General features: G+C 69.4%; 14 protein-coding genes. 5 read left to right on the forward strand and 9 right to left on the reverse strand.

The window, feature by feature from the left end:
- Positions 1-49 precede the first annotated feature (49 nt).
- Positions 50-490, forward strand: coding sequence for an ATP-binding protein (locus MQE23_RS17445; protein WP_347710136.1), 441 nt, complete (start codon positions 50-52; stop codon positions 488-490).
- On the opposite strand, the gene MQE23_RS17450 is transcribed toward MQE23_RS17445, so the two are convergent.
- From MQE23_RS17450 to MQE23_RS17475, 6 genes are all read right to left on the reverse strand, one after another.
- Positions 491-1,681, reverse strand: a complete 1,191-nt coding sequence (locus MQE23_RS17450) for a restriction endonuclease subunit S (protein ID WP_243379562.1) — start codon at positions 1,679-1,681, stop codon at positions 491-493.
- Positions 1,671-4,439, reverse strand: coding sequence for a class I SAM-dependent DNA methyltransferase (locus MQE23_RS17455; RefSeq protein ID WP_243379563.1), 2,769 nt, complete (start codon positions 4,437-4,439; stop codon positions 1,671-1,673). Before MQE23_RS17455 ends, MQE23_RS17450 begins: the two co-directional genes overlap by 11 nt.
- Positions 4,440-4,584: 145 nt before the next feature.
- On the reverse strand, positions 4,585-5,298 hold the full coding sequence (locus tag MQE23_RS17460; RefSeq protein ID WP_243379564.1) for an RloB family protein: 714 nt from the start codon (positions 5,296-5,298) through the stop codon (positions 4,585-4,587).
- Complete coding sequence (locus tag MQE23_RS17465) at positions 5,298-6,557, reverse strand: ATP-binding protein (protein ID WP_243379565.1); 1,260 nt, start codon at positions 6,555-6,557, stop codon at positions 5,298-5,300. Before MQE23_RS17465 ends, MQE23_RS17460 begins: the two co-directional genes overlap by 1 nt.
- 62 nt (positions 6,558-6,619) lie before the next feature.
- Positions 6,620-7,363 carry a response regulator transcription factor gene (locus tag MQE23_RS17470; RefSeq protein ID WP_020271967.1) on the reverse strand — a complete coding sequence of 248 codons (744 nt, stop codon included), beginning with the start codon at positions 7,361-7,363 and terminating at the stop codon, positions 6,620-6,622.
- Positions 7,360-8,652, reverse strand: coding sequence for an ATP-binding protein (locus MQE23_RS17475; RefSeq protein ID WP_243379566.1), 1,293 nt, complete (start codon positions 8,650-8,652; stop codon positions 7,360-7,362). Before MQE23_RS17475 ends, MQE23_RS17470 begins: the two co-directional genes overlap by 4 nt.
- Positions 8,653-8,829: 177 nt before the next feature.
- Here MQE23_RS17475 and MQE23_RS17480 point away from each other — a divergent pair, with 177 nt between their 5' ends.
- Positions 8,830-10,230 carry a PspC domain-containing protein gene (locus MQE23_RS17480; RefSeq protein WP_243379567.1) on the forward strand — a complete coding sequence of 467 codons (1,401 nt, stop codon included), beginning with the start codon at positions 8,830-8,832 and terminating at the stop codon, positions 10,228-10,230.
- On the forward strand, positions 10,217-10,456 hold the full coding sequence (locus MQE23_RS17485) for a hypothetical protein (protein ID WP_243379568.1): 240 nt from the start codon (positions 10,217-10,219) through the stop codon (positions 10,454-10,456). The genes MQE23_RS17480 and MQE23_RS17485 overlap by 14 nt, the downstream gene beginning before the upstream one ends.
- A 33-nt stretch (positions 10,457-10,489) precedes the next feature.
- Here MQE23_RS17485 and MQE23_RS17490 read toward each other — a convergent pair whose 3' ends face one another.
- Positions 10,490-11,020, reverse strand: coding sequence for a DoxX family membrane protein (locus tag MQE23_RS17490; protein WP_037668567.1), 531 nt, complete (start codon positions 11,018-11,020; stop codon positions 10,490-10,492).
- Positions 11,021-11,182: 162 nt separating this feature from the next.
- Positions 11,183-12,457: a hypothetical protein gene (locus tag MQE23_RS17495; RefSeq protein WP_243382668.1), complete on the reverse strand. Its 1,275-nt coding sequence runs from the start codon at positions 12,455-12,457 to the stop codon at positions 11,183-11,185.
- A 339-nt stretch (positions 12,458-12,796) separates the two neighbouring features.
- Between MQE23_RS17495 and MQE23_RS17500 the strand changes: the two genes are divergently transcribed.
- Positions 12,797-13,693 carry a DUF4429 domain-containing protein gene (locus MQE23_RS17500; protein ID WP_020271974.1) on the forward strand — a complete coding sequence of 299 codons (897 nt, stop codon included), beginning with the start codon at positions 12,797-12,799 and terminating at the stop codon, positions 13,691-13,693.
- Between the two features lie 10 nt (positions 13,694-13,703).
- On the opposite strand, the gene MQE23_RS17505 is transcribed toward MQE23_RS17500, so the two are convergent.
- Positions 13,704-14,498, reverse strand: a complete 795-nt coding sequence (locus MQE23_RS17505; protein WP_243379569.1) for a class II aldolase/adducin family protein — start codon at positions 14,496-14,498, stop codon at positions 13,704-13,706.
- 231 nt (positions 14,499-14,729) lie between these two features.
- Between MQE23_RS17505 and MQE23_RS17510 the strand changes: the two genes are divergently transcribed.
- Positions 14,730-15,203 carry a pyridoxamine 5'-phosphate oxidase family protein gene (locus MQE23_RS17510; RefSeq protein ID WP_243379570.1) on the forward strand — a complete coding sequence of 158 codons (474 nt, stop codon included), beginning with the start codon at positions 14,730-14,732 and terminating at the stop codon, positions 15,201-15,203.
- Positions 15,204-15,205: the final 2 nt, after the last annotated feature.

Below are 15,205 nucleotides of genomic sequence, written 5' to 3' on the forward strand. Positions count from 1 at the left end.
CCGTGATCTGGCCAAACGCCAAAACATCAACGCAAGGGGTGTACAGCGCATGCAGACCCCGTGGCCCCCACTCCCTACGACAGTCGCCCCAAAGGACATCGAGTGGCGCCTGCCGCGTCACGCCCGAAGCGTGGGCAGGGCACGCGCCCTGTTCCGCGAACAGGCGGCGTCCTGGGGGCTGCCACAGGAGGTGACGGACACGGCGGAGCTTCTCCTGAGCGAACTGATGACGAACGCGTACCGCCACACGAAGGTCCCGGTCGGCCGTGAGATCTGGGCGCGTTGCGTCGTCACGGAGGACCGGGTCCGTGTCAAGGTGTCCGACGCGGACGACACACTCCCGACCCCGGGCACGACATCCCTGGACGCCGAGTCGGGCCGGGGCCTCGCGCTGGTGGCAGCGCTGGCGGACGACTGGGGCGCAGAGAGAAGGGAGTGCGGCATCGGCAAGGAGGTGTGGTACGAGCTGGCCCTCAGCGCCGTGGAGTAGCTACGCGGTGAGTTCGCAGGGTTTCCCCGACAGCAGGTTATCCAATACGCCCCGGCGGAGCGTTCGAAGCTTCTCCAACTCCAACGCGTCCGACCTGAGCTTGGCGTCGAATGCTTCAATGGGAGCAACGATGGCACCCTGCTCTTCGACTGGCGGAAGCGGAAGCCGAATTGCCGCGACAAGAGCACCGTTCAAGTTCGTCTGGTTGGACCCATGGCCGACCTTACGGATCTCCTCGTAGTGCCCCTCGAGCCAGTAGTAGAGATACCTGTAGTCGATCTTTTGTGGATCACAGACGATGGCCGCAGTAGCCTGATTGACAGTCGCATGGGTTCCCAGGACTGCACTTCTCCCCCGCGTGACCCCTTCGCCGTACATGGCCAGAAGCACGCTTCCAGGCGGATAAACGCGAAGGCCGGTTTCCGCTACCGCCTTCCTCGTAATGCACTCAGAAGTTTCACTAATCACGTCGAAGCAGATTTCAGCCGTACGCACCCAGGGGATGGCGCCTTCCGTCCAATAATCCGAGCGGGAGCGGGACGGGGTGCTGCCAGATCCCACAACAGCAACGTCCTCGACAGCTACAAACGCCGTCCCCGCACGCGACAACAACTGACGGGCGACTTCTTGACGAATCAAACGCGCTTTGGCAATCGCCGCCTCGATGGCACGCTCCTTCTCGCCCAGCGCATCAAGCACCTCGACAATGTGCCGCTGCTTGCCGAGATTTGCAGGCATGTCGATTTCCAACTGACATAGTCGGGTCGGATTGACGTTGACCTGCTGGACGGCGACCGTCGCAATAGCCCGAACGCGTTGACGAGTGACTGGATGCTGAAGCCACTCGACCAAGTACTCCGGCAGGATTCTTTCCTTGTTCGGGTTCAAGCGGACAAGGTAGGAGGCAAACGTCGCCGCTGGCAGCTCATTCGTCCAGAGCGCCGATTTCCCAACGAGGTCGATGCTGTTCGTGCGGTTGAACAACACATCCCCACGCCGCAGATAGAGTCGTTCGGGCACGCGGCCGGGACAGTATCTTAGGTCACTGACCTCGGGCCGGCCGTCCTGCAGGTTGTTCATGCGCAGAACTGGTAGCCCGGAAGGATCGTTGACTAGGGGTTCCGAGATCCCGTAATCGACGGAAGTGACCACGTCGTTCAGCGGAACCCGCAGCCAGCCACTATCCGACATATCCCAGCTCCTTCAAAAATCCTTCCAACGCCTCCGCAGCCGCTTCCCGCCGCCCTTCGATCTCCCGCAAAGAGGCCCCGTACTTCTGCTCCCATACCCGATAAGCCTCCACCAACTTCCGTCGGCGCCGCACCACATGACCGTCGAGCTTGGTCGACAGGTCGGCACGGAGGATGTCGAGTACCACGTCCCGTTCGCCACCTCTCTCGGCCAGCTCTCTGCGAGCCTTGGTGAGGCCCGCTTCCAACGGCTCGGAGGCAACCGGTGTCTCTACCTCAGTAGTAACGGGGAGCTCTATGAGCGCCCCCTGGCCGGTCCCCTCCTCCGCCGCAACCGCCCGCTTTCGCTTGCCGGAACCCGGAACCGCCTTCTTCTTCGCGGCCTTCTCCCGCTCCGCCTCCCGTCGTAGGCGAATCGCGGCCACCGGCCAGAACCCGTCCTCCAGGTCCTCGACCAGCCGCTTCGCCTCCGTACGCCGCTTCACGAGGTCCCGCATCTCGGTCTTGCTCAGGACGGCCTCCGCCAGCGCCGGATCGATGCCGCCGCCCTCGTCCGTACCCGACTCGGAGTCGTCGCCGTCCAGTGCTGCCTGCCGGGCCTCGGCCAGCGCAGCCTCCGCCTCCTGTGCCGCCTTCACCTTCGCGTCCAGTTCAGCGTGGGTGCGCTCCGCCGACGCAAGGTCCTCCAGGAACTTCGGCGCGATCGCGGCAATCACCTTGTGGTCGTAGGCCTGCCGCCGCTCCGCCGCCGTCCGCTCCCGGCGGCCTCCCGTGCGCGGGTCCGGCTCCGGGGCCAGCATCGTATGGACCGTTTCGACCCAGCCGTCGACCACGCCCGCGAAGCCGTTCACCGACAACGCCTTCAACTCGTTCTTCGCGTCGTGCCACCAGCCGGCCACCGCACCCGCGAGTGCGTACCGGTCGAGGAGCCCCACCGACAGCAGACGCTCGCGGAAGCTGCCGATCAGGTCCCCCCGCAGCCGCGCCAGCTGGGCCTTGCGCTCCTGGTCGGTGCGGTCGTCGCCGTCCACGGGCTCAAGCGCCGCGATCTGCTCAGCCTCCGCCGCCCACCACGCGTCGAAGGCATCCCACAGCTTCCGCTCCCGCCCGCTCGCTAGCTCAGCGAGACGCGCCGCGTCCGGACGACGCTCCGGCTCGGGGAAGTCGACATAGGCCGGGTCGTCATCCCGTACGTCGAACAGGTCCGACACCTCGATGTCGTACGCGTCCAGCAGCGGCTTCTTCGCTTCGATCTCCGCCACCGGCACGCCACCCACCAGGTGCGCCCGAACGTCCTGCGGTTCCGGTGGCGGGGTGTTGTCGACGTAGCTGCGGATGTTGAAGTTGAAGTCGTTCTCCGCCAGTTCGTCGCGCGTCACCGCGCGCGCGAAACCGGAGACGTCCTCGAAGACCTCGTCGTCCTGCCACGAGTGGAACGTCGAGACGATCTTTTCGATGTGCTCGGGAAGGAGGACGTTCTGCGCTCGCTCGGCGTGGAACTCACGGTCCGCGTTGATGAAGAGGACCTTGCCCCGGCGGTCGGGGCGGCGCCGGCTCGGCGGGCGCAGGACCAGCACGCAGGCCGGGATGCCGGTGCCGTAGAACAGATTCGGCGCGAGGCCGATGACGGCCTCGATCAGGTCGTGCTCCATCAGCAGCTTCGCGCGGATCTTCTGTTCCTCGCCACCCCGGAAGAGCACACCGTGCGGCATGACCGTGAAAACCGCGCCCGACCGCTGCTTCACCATGTCCAGCATGTGCTGGAGGAACATCAGGTCCGCCTTGCCACGCTCGGACGTCTCGCCGTGGGGCATGCGCGCCTTCAGGCGCGGGACCTCGTCCTTCTTGTAGTCCATCGAGAAGGGCGGGTTGCTGAGGACGAGGTCGAAGCCGCCCTCGGGGTGGAGGGGGTTAGTCAGGGTGTCGCCTGTGCGCAGGGAGAACTTCTTCGCACCGTGGAACAACATGTTCATCGTGGCCATCACCCAGGAGCCGCTGTTGGCGTCCTGCCCGGCGAGGCCCAGGTTGCGGGAGTCGCCGCCGTGCTCGTCTACGTACTCCATGGCGTGGATGAGCATGCCGCCCGAGCCCACGCACGGGTCGTACACCCTCATGTCACCGTGCGGGCGGGCCAGTTCCACCATCATGCGGACGACGGCACGGGGGGTGTAGAACTCGCCGCCCTTGCTCCCCGCCGAGTCCGCGAAGTCCTTGATCAGGTACTCGTACGCGGCACCGATCATGTCGGGGAACTCGAAGTCCTCCCCGCGCAGCCGGATGCTGCCGAAGTGGTCGATCAGAGCAGCGAGGCGCTTGTCGGCCAGTTCGGCGGCCGACTGGCGGGCACTGCCGCCGCCGATGCGGTTGAAATTGACGTGCGCGAAGAGGCCACGCAGCTCGCTGTTGCCGGGTTGGCGTTCGAGGGCGTCCAGGGCGGGCTGGAGATACTCACTGGCCACGTTGTCGACCGCGCCCGCCAGGTGGTCCCAGCGGGCGGTCTCCGGGACGAAGATCGCGCCGTGTGCGTCGTACCACTGGTACGACTCGGCCTCGTCCTCCGCCTCCTCCTGGGTGTCACCCTCCGCGAGGCGCTCCTTGATGATCGCCTCGCGGGCCGCCTCGAACTCGTCGTTGACCCTCTTAAGGAACAGCAGCACGAAGATGAAGTCGCGGTACTCGGCGGCGTCCATCGTGCCGCGCAGGATGTCGGCCGCCGCGAAGAGATGGCGTTCCAACTGCGCGAGCGTGAGCTTGGCCACGTACGGCTCTCCCCTGGTGACTGATCGACTTCCGGTCGCCCCCTCGTATGGCAACGCGAGGATGCAAACGGAAGCCTACGGTCTTCGGTAAGGCCGCATTCACCGTATGCGCGCGGTGGCCTTGAATGGTCCGGGGACCGCCCGGTCAGTAGTCGGAGACGTCCAGGCCGTCCTCGACAAACCTCCAGACGTCCGTGTACGGGTCCCATCCGTTCTGGTCCTGGCGGCCGGCGTGGCGGCGAGCGAGACGCTCCGCGTAACGCTGCGCCGTCTTGTACCGGCCGCTCAGCTGACCGGGCATGATCTGCTTGGCCTGTTCCGGGGAGACGGAACGGATCGTGGGACCGTAGGTCTGCGCGAAACCCGACTGCTGCTTCAGCATGTCCGCCGCGCTGTCGCACACTCCCGCGAAGGTGCTCGTGTAGTTCTGGTAGTGCAGCAGTCGCCACAGTTCGAAACACGGGTGGGAGTAGGCAACGTGTATGGCCTCCCTCCTGGCCCTGGAGAACGCCGTGGAGATGTCCTCGTGCTGATCCCGGTCGAACAGACACCACACCTGTGGCCAGTTCCAGTCGTCAGGCCCGATTCCGGCCTTCCTGGCCGCGCGCTGGACCTCACGCCACTTGGTGATGGCCTCTTCCACCAGGGGAAGCGGCTTGCGGCGCTTGGTCGGCGCACTGCGGTTCTCGACCTTGCAGACGATCTCGTGGCCGGGCTCCTTGCGCGTGCCGTTCTCGGTCACGAAGGTGATGAAGCCCGGTTCCGTGACCGCGCCCTCGGTGAAGACGTACACCTCGCGCCGCAGCTTCCGCTGTCGCTTGGCCCGTGCCGGATTGTCCCGCCCCTTGTCCCTCGCCATCAGGAACGCTCTGCCTCCCCTGCCAGTGCCGTGAGCACCTTGCGTCCGATCTGGCCCTGGTCGACGTTCGGTACGGCACCGTAGGCACCGGCCAGGTACGAGTCCTCGAGGTCTTCTTCAGGCTTGGGGTCGAAGTCGCTCAGCGGGTACAGCTCGGTGGCTCCGCGCTTGTCCTTCTCCGTCAGCCAGATCTGCCCCGGTTCGAGAAGCCGCCCTCCTCGGGGACTCTTCAGGAGGGAAGCGTCATGCGAGGTGAAGAGCAACTGGGCGTTCTTCTTGTTGGACCAGGGGGCCTGGAACAGCCTGACCACCTCGGATGCGAACTTCGGGTGCAGGCTCGCGTCGAGTTCGTCGATGAGCAGTACGGCGCCACTGTCGAGGGCCAAGAGGAGCGGGCCGATCAGAGCGAACCAGGAACGGGTACCGAACGACTCCTTAGCCCAGTCGAGGGCCACCGCCGTGTCACGGTCGTTTCCGTGCAGCAACCTCACCGTGGGGGCTCTGCCTCCCGGCTGGCGTTCTACTTCGGCACCCTGGATTCCCAGGTCAGCGACTCTCAGCAGGTCCCGGACCCGCTCGCTGTTCCTGTCGTCGAGGAGTTGCTGGGCCGTGTAGCCTTCTCGGTCCTTCAGCTCGGTCTCAGGAGTGATGTCCCAGAGGTTCGACCGGAACCAACTGTAGATGCGGGACAGCTGGGGATGGTTGTCGCTCGCGGCGCGACTGAGAAGCAGCGCATTGGGACGCGTGGAACGTGCCAGACGAGCCCGGTCCTGAACACGGTCGCCCGGGAAGTCGTAAACGTTGTCCCTCGTAGCATCCCGGTCCAGCCAGACCTGCCGACGGCCTTTGGGATAGGCGTGAAGCCATTCCGACTCGACCCGTCGGTCCCCGAGCTCGAAGCCGTAGGTCCAACGCACCCCGTCGTCCAGGACGAAGTCCGCCTCGTAAAAGGTGCTCTTGCCTGCCGACTCGACATCAAGGACGAAGGGCTCGCGTTCGGGGACACCGGTGTAGGAAGTCCACAACCCATAGGAATCCAGGACCGCACTTCTCATCTTCTTCAATGCGGTGATGACGTTGGATTTCCCCGAGGCGTTGGCGCCGAAGACTCCTATCACTGGGTAGATACCCAGTTGCTTGCCATCCGAGAGCTGCACCGTTCGCGCCGCGTCGGATTCCTCACCCGGTGGGACGACGAAGGACAGCTCCTGCTCGTCGCGCAGTGACCGTAGGTTCGCCGTACGGAAACGCAGCAGCATGCGAGCCCTCCTCCCGTCGGGCACAGCGTAACGGGATGATCGTCGGCGCGACTACCGGACGGTCACACCAGCCGGCGGGCCGTCGCCCAGCGCGTCAGCTCGTGCCGGTTGGAGAGCTGGAGCTTGCGGAGGACCGCCGAGACGTGCGACTCGACCGTCTTCACGGAGATGAACAGCTGCTTGGCGATCTCCTTGTACGCGTATCCCCGGGCGATGAGCCGCAGCACCTCGCGCTCGCGCTGGGTGAGGCGGTCCAGGTCCTCGTCGACCGGCGGCGCGTCCGTGGAGGCGAAGGCGTCGAGGACGAACCCGGCCAGCCGCGGGGAGAAGACCGCGTCGCCCTCCTGGACACGGAAGATGGAGTCGACCAGGTCCGTGCCGGTGATCGTCTTGGTGACGTACCCGCGGGCCCCGCCGCGGATCACGCCGATCACGTCCTCGGCGGCGTCCGACACGGACAGCGCGAGGAAGCGGACGGGCTGCTCGGTGTCGGCCATCAACGGGGCACAGCGGCGCAGCACTTCGACACCGCCGCCACCGGGCAGGTGCACGTCGAGGAGGACCACCTCGGGCCGGGTCGCGGTGATGACCGTGACCGCCTGGTCGACGTCCGCGGCCTCGCCGACGACCTCGACTCCGGTCTGCTCGGTCTGCCCGATCTCGGCCTGGACCCCCGTACGGAACATGCGGTGGTCGTCGACCAGGACCACGCGCACACGGCGACCGCCGGTGCCGCCGTCCGACTCCGCGGGCCCGGCCGCCTCCGCCGATCCCGCCGTACCGTTCGCCTCGGTCGGGTCGCTCATGACGTCTTCTCCGCCCTCTCCATCTCCAGCTCGACCTCCGTGCCGCCGTCCGGCACCGCGCGCAGCCGCGCCGTACCGCCGTTGCGCTCCATGCGGCCGATGATCGATTCTCTGACACCCATCCGGTCGGCGGGTATCGAGTCGAGGTCGAAGCCGGGGCCGCGGTCCCGGACGGACACGAAGACCGTCTTCCCCTCGACCTCGGCGAAGACCTGTACGGCTCCGCCCTCGCCACCGTACTTGGCGGCGTTCACCATTGCTTCGCGCGCGGCCTGCATCTGTGCGGCGATCCTCTCGTCGAGCGGGCAGTCGCCGACGACCACGACCTCGATGGGCACGCCGTGCTTGTCCTCCACCTCCGCCGCGTTGCGCCGCACGGCGTCGGCGAGGGTGGCGGGCTCGTCGGCCTCGTCCTTGCCCGTGCCCTCCGGCTTGTACAGCCAGGTGCGCAGGTCACGCTCCTGGGCGCGGGCGAGGCGGCGCACCTCGCTCGCGTTCTCCGCGTTGCGCTGGATCAGGGTGAGGGTGTGCAGCACCGAGTCGTGCACATGCGCGGCGACCTCCGCCCGCTCCTGGGCGCGGATGCGCATCAGGCGCTCCTCGGAGAGGTCCTGCGTCATGCGCACCAGATACGGCCCGGCGAGAAGCGTTATCCCGACGAGGACCGCGAGCGCCGCCTGCAGGACGGAGCCGAGGTGGGCGGCGGAGCCCTGCATGACGAAGATGCCGGAGACGCCGGCCGTCACCAGCAGCACACCGCCCACCGAGCGCAGCAGCGTGACCGTACGCCGGCGGCGGCCGACCTCGGCCCAGCGGGCCCGGCGGGCGTTGTCGGCCTGCCGCCAGACCAGGGCGACGCCCGCGCCGACGAGCACCGCCGGCCAGAGATACGCCCTGGCCCCGCCGCTGAGGTTCACATTGCCCACGAACACCATGGCCACGACGACCATGAGGAGCAGGGCCACGATCTGGCCCTTGTCGGGCCTGCGGGCGACGAGTCTGCGGCGGCCGTCGGGCGAGGTCTCCGAGGCGACCGGCGACGGCGGCTTCTGCGCCTCGACGCCGCCGACGCCGAGCGGGACGAAGAACCAGAACGCGGCGTACAGCAGCGCACCGAGGCCGTCGGCCATGAACAGGCCGATGAAGACGAGCCGAACCCAGACCACGGGGAGCCCGAGGTGCCCGGCGAGCCCTCGCGCCACACCACCGAGCCAGCGTCCGTCACTGCTGCGGTAGAGCTTGCGCGGCGGCCGCGGTTCGGCGAGTGGCGCTGCTGCGGCTTCCGACATGCCATTGATGGTCACACGGCCGGAAGTCCGGAGCATCAGGGTCGGCCCCTAAGACTCCCCTGATCTCCGAGCCCAGGCCTTCGAACGCTTCCCGAGCCGCCCCTCAGGGCCGATATCAGGGTCCGGCCAGGGTCATTCCGGCTGCCGCAGCGCCGCCGCGCCCGTCACCATGGACCCATGACCGATCACGAGCACGCCGCGACGGGTCCGGGACCCGGCTCCGGCCCGCGCCCCGCACCGGGCGCCGGGTCGCAGGATGCCGCGCCCGCCGCGGCCGGCCCCGTGGGGGAAGCCGCCCCGCCCGGACCACCGCACAGGTTCCGGCGCGACCGCCGCCACAAGGCCCTGGCCGGCGTCTGCGCCGGGCTCGGACGGCAGTGCGACATGGACCCGGTGATCTTCCGGATCACCCTCGCGGTGCTGTCCGCCACCGGCGGCATCGGCCTCCTCTTCTACGGCTTCGCCTGGCTCGTCGTGCCCTACGACGACGAGGACGAGAACGAGGTGCGCAAGCTGCTGACCGGCCGCGTCGACGGCCAGGCCCTGACAGCGGTGCTGTTCGCGCTGGTCGGCTGCGGCGTGTTCCTGACGCTGCTGAACAACGGCGGGGTGCTGACCTTCGCCGTCGTCCTCTCCCTCCTCCTCGCGGGCGCCGGCTACTGGTCGCGCCAGCGCGGCGCGCCCAGCCCCGACCCGCTGGCCGCCCAGGCCGCCGCCGACGCCCCGCCCGAACCCCAGGCACCGCCGGTGTTCATCACCTACCCGTCCTGGTGGCGCGATCCCATCGTCAAGGACGGCACCCACATCGGTGGCACGGGCTACCTCTGGGGCCCGCGCGACACCCGCGACCTGGACGTCGCCGCGGCCATCAACATCAGCCTCGGCACCCAGGCCGGCGACCGCGAGGACATACCCGTCCCGCGCACCCGGCCGCCCCAGCCGCGCGGCCCCCGCCGGATCGGCGGCTGGGTCTTCCTGCTGGCCCTGCTCGCGGGTGCGCTGGGCACGAGCCTGACCTGGGACCAGCACCCGCTCGGCACGAGTCTGCAGACCGGCCTGTCCTGCGCGCTCGCCGTTCTGGGTCTGGGCATAGCGGTCAGCGCCTTCCTGGGGCGGACCGGCGCCGGCTCGATCCTCCTGGCGATCATCACGGCCGGGCTGCTCGCCGGCTCGGCGGCACTGCCCAAGGACATCGGCACGCAGTGGGAGCGCACGACCTGGCAGCCCACCACGGTGGCGGGCGTACACCGGCAGTACGACCTGGGCACGGGCGTCGGCACCCTGGACCTGACCAGGGTGGCCCTGGACCGGAACCAGACCGTCACGACCCGCGCCGACATCGGCGTGGGCCGGGTGAAAGTACTCGTGCCCGAGGACGTGACCGTGCGGCTGAGCGTCGAGGTCGGGATCGGAGACCTCCAGCTGCCGGGCGACGACGAGAAGGACGTGGACGTGCAACCGGGCCGGCACAAGGAGATAACCCTCTCCCCCGCCCAGGGCGTCACGAAGTCGGGCACCATCGACCTGGATCTCCAGGTCGGCATGGGACAGGCGGAGGTGGCCCGTGCTGCGTCATGAACTCCACCCCGGAAAGCTGGTCGCCGGCACCGTCCTCGCCCTGGCGGGCGTCCTCTACGCCGGTGACGCGGGCGGCGCCTGGGAGACGCCGTGGTTCGCGGCGATACCCCTCGTCACGGGCGGGCTCTTCCTGGCCGGCGCGGTGGCGTTCGTGACGGGCCGGATACGCCGGCGCCGGGCGTCGGGCCGTGCCACCGACGAGCCCGGCCCGGACATGGCCGCCTGACGCAGACCACGCCCACCGCGCAGCCTCCGGACGCTACCGGTAACCCCCTGTCCGCTGCCGTCGCCGCGACCGCAAGGCGGCGTCCACGGAGAACAGGGGAGCGCCGGCGAGCACGAGGGGGATCCAGGCCATGAGGTAGGCGAGGTCGTTGCCGTAGTAGTACGGGTCGGAGGCCCAGCTCACGGTCAGCCACAGGCTGAGGGAGATCAGCGCGCCGCCGAGTGCGGCCAGACGGGCGAGGAGGCCGAGCAGCGTGCCGATGCCGACGGCCAGTTCTCCGAAGGCGATGGCATATCCGAAGCCGACAGGGCTCTTCAGGGAGAGGTCCACCAGGGCGGGGATGGCGGAGGAGTCGCGGACGGCGCGCATCATGTCGCCGATCGAGCCGGAACCGGCGTCTTTCATGAAGGCGCTGTCGGTGAGTTTGTCCAGGCCGGCGTAGATGAAGGTGACGCCGAGGAAGACCCGTAGGGGAAGGAGGGCGTAGCGGACGGCGGTGTCCCGCCAGTCTCCTCCGTTGCCGAAGTGGGGGGTGTGCGTGTCCGTTCTCATACCGTGAGTCATCGCTGCTAGCCGCCTCTCGCCCGCCGGTGCCGAGACCCCCTCAACGACCATACGTACGACAAACCGACCCCGCTCAATCCTGTGCGGCGGCTTTTGTTACCGGGGCCCGGCAACCGGCGTTTCCAGGTGCTCGGTTTCACCACGACCGCGCAGGCGCAGCCGTCATTCCGTCACGTCGACCGCATACCGGTTCGTCTCCACGCCCGCCGCCGTGACCACCTGCACCTCCACCCGCCCCGGCTCGACATCCGCCGGTACCGGCACGGTCAGCAGCGTGTTCGTCGGGTTGTCGAAACCCCCGGGCACCGGCACCAACGGCACGTGCACGTGCACGGCACCGACGCGGACGACCATCCGGGCCAGCCGGTCCGGCCCCTGCGCACCCGGCGGCACGAACCCGGCGCCCCGGATCTCGATGTCGTCGCCCGTGCGGATCGGCCCGTCCAGGTCACCCGCCTCCCGTGACCGCACGACGGAGAGGATGACCGGCCGGCCGCCCTCCGCGTACTTGCCGGCCAGGTACGTCGCCGCCGACACCAGGACCACCACCGCCAGCCCCCACGGCAGATCCGGCAACTGGTCAGGCCGCCGGGCCAGCCGTACCGCGGCGAAGACCAGGGCGACGGCGCTGATCACGACGTACTGGATGTCGGCGAAGGTGCCCCGGCCCGCGTCGTCGGTCAGCAGGTCGGCGGCTCGCGGCCGGTCGGCGGGTACCTTCTGGAGCCGCTGCCCCAGCACCCGAAGACCGACCACCCGCCGCACGAGCACGGCGATCCCGCACACCACCGCGAGCACGGTCACCATCCCCGCCCCGCGGGCGAGTTCCAGCCCGGAGAGCAGCGCGTCCCGGTCGGTGTGCCGGGAGGCGCCCGCCAGCCGCCCGGCCAGCACGAGCACCGAGTAGGCCACGAACAGCACCCACACGGCGGCGACCGTACGGGAGGTGGACAGCCGGTTGTCCTCACCGATGACGGGCGCCAGCGCACCGCCCTTCGCCCGGTGGAACCACGACGCCGCCGTCAGCGCCCCGGCGACCACCAGCGCGGCGGCCAGCCCGGCCGTGCGCGCCGAAGTCCAGCCGGCGCCGACCGCGGTGAGGGACTGGCCGAGGAGCAACAGCACGACGGCCGCCCACACGACACCCGCCGTGCGGCGCCACAGGCCGGCCAGCCAGGCCTGGCCCTCGGCCCGGCCGCGCTCGGCGACGAGTTCCGCGGACTGCGCCAGTTCCTCCGAGACCCACTGGCGGGAAGCCGAGGCGGAGTGGGCCACCGCGGCGGGCAGCCCGTGCCCGGCCGCGAACTCGTCGCGCCTGCGCAGAAACGCGGCGACGGCCCTCCGGTGCCCCTCACGCGCCCCGTGCGGGCAGTCCCCGCAGGCGCACCCCCCTCCGTGCCCACCGTTGTGCACACCACCGTGGCCACCGCCGTCCATACCTCCGGGCGCACTCCCCTGCACGGCGCCGCGTCCGCCCGCGTACCCACCGGCATACGCCCCCGCGGCTCCACCGGTGTACCGCCCCGCATACGCACCCGCGTCCGCATACGGACCCGCGTCCGCACCGCCCTGTCCCGCCTCGCGCACCGTCACGCCCGACGCCCGCCTTCCCGCGACCCAACCACCGTCGGCCTTCCGGACCCCGGAAACACCGCTGTACAACTCCCGTGCGACGACAGCGGATTATCCCTTCACGACCTGGTCCGCGTCCGCCCCGTCTGGTCAACACGGGTGAAGTTCGGCGTGCCATGTTGACCAGGCTGCGAGAATTCCCTTATGGCCGAGATCATCCAGCGTGACGGGACCTGGGCCTTCGACGGCAGTACGGTGCGGATCACGCCCGGTCTGCACCGCTCCGTGCCGCTGTTCCGGCAGACGTACGGTGAGATCTCCGTGCCGCTGGAGGCGGTCTCGGGTGTCGTCCTCGAACCGGAACGCAGGCGCGGACGGCTCCGGTTGCGGCTGCGGGAGGGCGCCGACCCGCTGCTCCAGGCGACCGGAGGGCGGCTGCCGGACGCGGCCGATCCGTACCGGCTGGCAGTGGAGGTCGACCGGACGGGGGTCGCCGAGTACGTCGCCGAGGAGATCCGCCGCGCGCTGCTTCTCGACCAGGTCCCGAAGGAACCGGCCAAGGCCTACCTGCTGCCCGGCCCGCCGGTTCCGGTGTCGGTGCGCTCGTCCGACGGGACGGTCTCCTTCGACGGGACCCGGGTACGGATCGACTGGGCCGACACCTCCGAGCGGGTCAAACGCGCCACCGGCCCACGCATCATCGACCTGGGCGACCTGGTGCGGGTCGAGTGGCTGCCGAACTCCGGCCACGAGGACGGCTTTCTGCGTTTCGTGACCCGCGAGACGGTGTTCTCGAAACTGCCACCGGAGAAGGACCCGTACGCCCTGGACCTGTGGGGCAGCGTGCGCCGCGACCTGCTGACCGCGCTGGTCGCGACGGCGGTCACCGCCCGGCTGCCGCACCCGTCCACCCGCACCGCGGCCGGGAACCACCAGGCCGGCGCGCACGGCCCCCGCACGGCCCCCGCCGTACCGCCCGCGGCCGACCACCACGACGTACTGCTGCGCCGCCTGCGCGAGTTGGGCGAGCTGCACCGGGACGGTGTGCTCACCGACGAGGAGTTCGCCAGGACGAAGGCCGTGGTGCTCCGCGGCTTCTGACGGCGGCCGCTCAGCTCAGCAGATCCGGCTCGCTCCGGCTGACCTCCTGCCACATCGGCTGGTAGTTGATCCACGCCACCAGGTCGCCTCCCAGCTGTTCCCGTGTCGCGACCGCCATCCGGTGGTCGATGCGGACCGGCCGCCCGGCGGCCTGCGCCGTCAGCTGCACCTGGCAGGACCGTTCCATCGACACGAACCACCAGGCGGCGGCGTCCACCGAGTCGCCGACGGTCAGCAGCCCGTGGTTGCGCAGCACGAGCGCCTTGCGGGAGCCGAGCGCGGCCGCGATGCGCCGCCCCTCCTCGGCGTCGACGGCGACGCCGGTGTAGGCGTCGTAGAGGGCGTGATCCTCGTAGAAGGCGCAGCTCTCCTGGGTGATCGGTTCCAGCAGCTCGCCGAGGGCGGCGAGCGCCCGGCCGTGCACCGAGTGGCAGTGGGCGACGGCGACCACGTCGGGGCGGGCGGCGTGGACCTGGGCGTGCACGGTGAAGGCGGCCTGGTTGACGTGGTAACCGCCCTCGACGACCTGGCCGTCCTGGTTGGCGAGCACCAGGTCACTCACGGTGACGTGCCGGAAGGGCATCCCGAACGGGTTGACCCAGAAGCAGTCGGTGTACTCGGGGTCGCGGGCGGTGATGTGCCCGGACACGCCGTCCTCGTAGCCGAGCCGCCCGAAGATCCGCAGTGCGCCCGCGAGCCGTTCCTTGCGGTGCCGGCGCTCGTCCTCGACCGACTCGTGCATGGGCGGCATCGCGAACCGCAGCCGGTCGGTGGGCAGCGGCAGGGGCGGGGTGGGCCCGTGCATAGGTCCTCCAGCGCTGGTTCTACGTACGGGGCGGAAGCTACCGCCGGTCGGGCAGGAAAGAACAGAACCGTTTGGTGAAGATGAGACGAGCGACCCGGCGAGCGCCCCATGAGCGCCCACGAGTACCCGTGAGCGCCGGCGAGCACCCGTGCGCACCCCGTTCGCCCCCGGTCTCCCCCACCCCACGAATAGCCGACAGAGGATGTCGGGTTTCGGCGCCAGACTCTCCGTATGACAGCGAACTGGGCGGCATTCGCCACCGCCGAACCGGATCTGGCCGGCACCGTCGAGAAGCGCTTCGGCGCCTACACCCACCACGTCCTCGCCACCCTCCGGAAGGACGGCTCGCCCCGCACCAGCGGCCTGGAGGTGCGGTTCCTGAACGGCGAGCTGTGGCTCGGCATGATGCCGGACTCGCTCAAGGCGCTCGACCTGCGCCGCGACCCGCGCTTCGCGCTCCAGGCGAACCCCGGGGAGGGCACGGGCATGGGCGGCGGCGACGTGCGGATCAGCGGGCGGGCGATCGAGGTCGACGACGTGGAGACGAAGGCGCGGTACGTCGAAGAGGTGGAACCGCCGGAGCCGTTCCACCTCTTCCGCACCGAGCTCACGGAGGTCGTGCGGACCTACGTCGAGGACGACAAGTACCTCGTCGTCCAGATCTGGACGCCCGGCGAGCCCCTGCGCACGATCAAGCGCACGTAGGG

The sequence above is a fragment of the Streptomyces sp. HP-A2021 genome (assembly GCF_022807935.1).
Classification (GTDB): domain Bacteria; phylum Actinomycetota; class Actinomycetes; order Streptomycetales; family Streptomycetaceae; genus Streptomyces; species Streptomyces afghaniensis.

Excerpts from the sequence above, each read along its gene's own strand:
- MQE23_RS17445 (WP_347710136.1), top strand. The coding sequence starts at position 50 with ATGCAGACCCCGTGGCCCCCACTCCCTACGACAGTCGCCCCAAAGGAC.
- MQE23_RS17450 (WP_243379562.1), bottom strand. The coding sequence starts at position 1,681 with ATGTCGGATAGTGGCTGGCTGCGGGTTCCGCTGAACGACGTGGTCACT.
- MQE23_RS17460 (WP_243379564.1), bottom strand. The coding sequence starts at position 5,298 with ATGGCGAGGGACAAGGGGCGGGACAATCCGGCACGGGCCAAGCGACAG.
- MQE23_RS17465 (WP_243379565.1), bottom strand. The coding sequence starts at position 6,557 with ATGCTGCTGCGTTTCCGTACGGCGAACCTACGGTCACTGCGCGACGAG.
- MQE23_RS17470 (WP_020271967.1), bottom strand. The coding sequence starts at position 7,363 with ATGAGCGACCCGACCGAGGCGAACGGTACGGCGGGATCGGCGGAGGCG.
- MQE23_RS17475 (WP_243379566.1), bottom strand. The coding sequence starts at position 8,652 with ATGTCGGAAGCCGCAGCAGCGCCACTCGCCGAACCGCGGCCGCCGCGC.
- MQE23_RS17480 (WP_243379567.1), top strand. The coding sequence starts at position 8,830 with ATGACCGATCACGAGCACGCCGCGACGGGTCCGGGACCCGGCTCCGGC.
- MQE23_RS17490 (WP_037668567.1), bottom strand. The coding sequence starts at position 11,020 with ATGACTCACGGTATGAGAACGGACACGCACACCCCCCACTTCGGCAAC.
- MQE23_RS17495 (WP_243382668.1), bottom strand. The coding sequence starts at position 12,457 with ATGGACGGCGGTGGCCACGGTGGTGTGCACAACGGTGGGCACGGAGGG.
- MQE23_RS17500 (WP_020271974.1), top strand. The coding sequence starts at position 12,797 with ATGGCCGAGATCATCCAGCGTGACGGGACCTGGGCCTTCGACGGCAGT.
- MQE23_RS17505 (WP_243379569.1), bottom strand. The coding sequence starts at position 14,498 with ATGCACGGGCCCACCCCGCCCCTGCCGCTGCCCACCGACCGGCTGCGG.
- MQE23_RS17510 (WP_243379570.1), top strand. The coding sequence starts at position 14,730 with ATGACAGCGAACTGGGCGGCATTCGCCACCGCCGAACCGGATCTGGCC.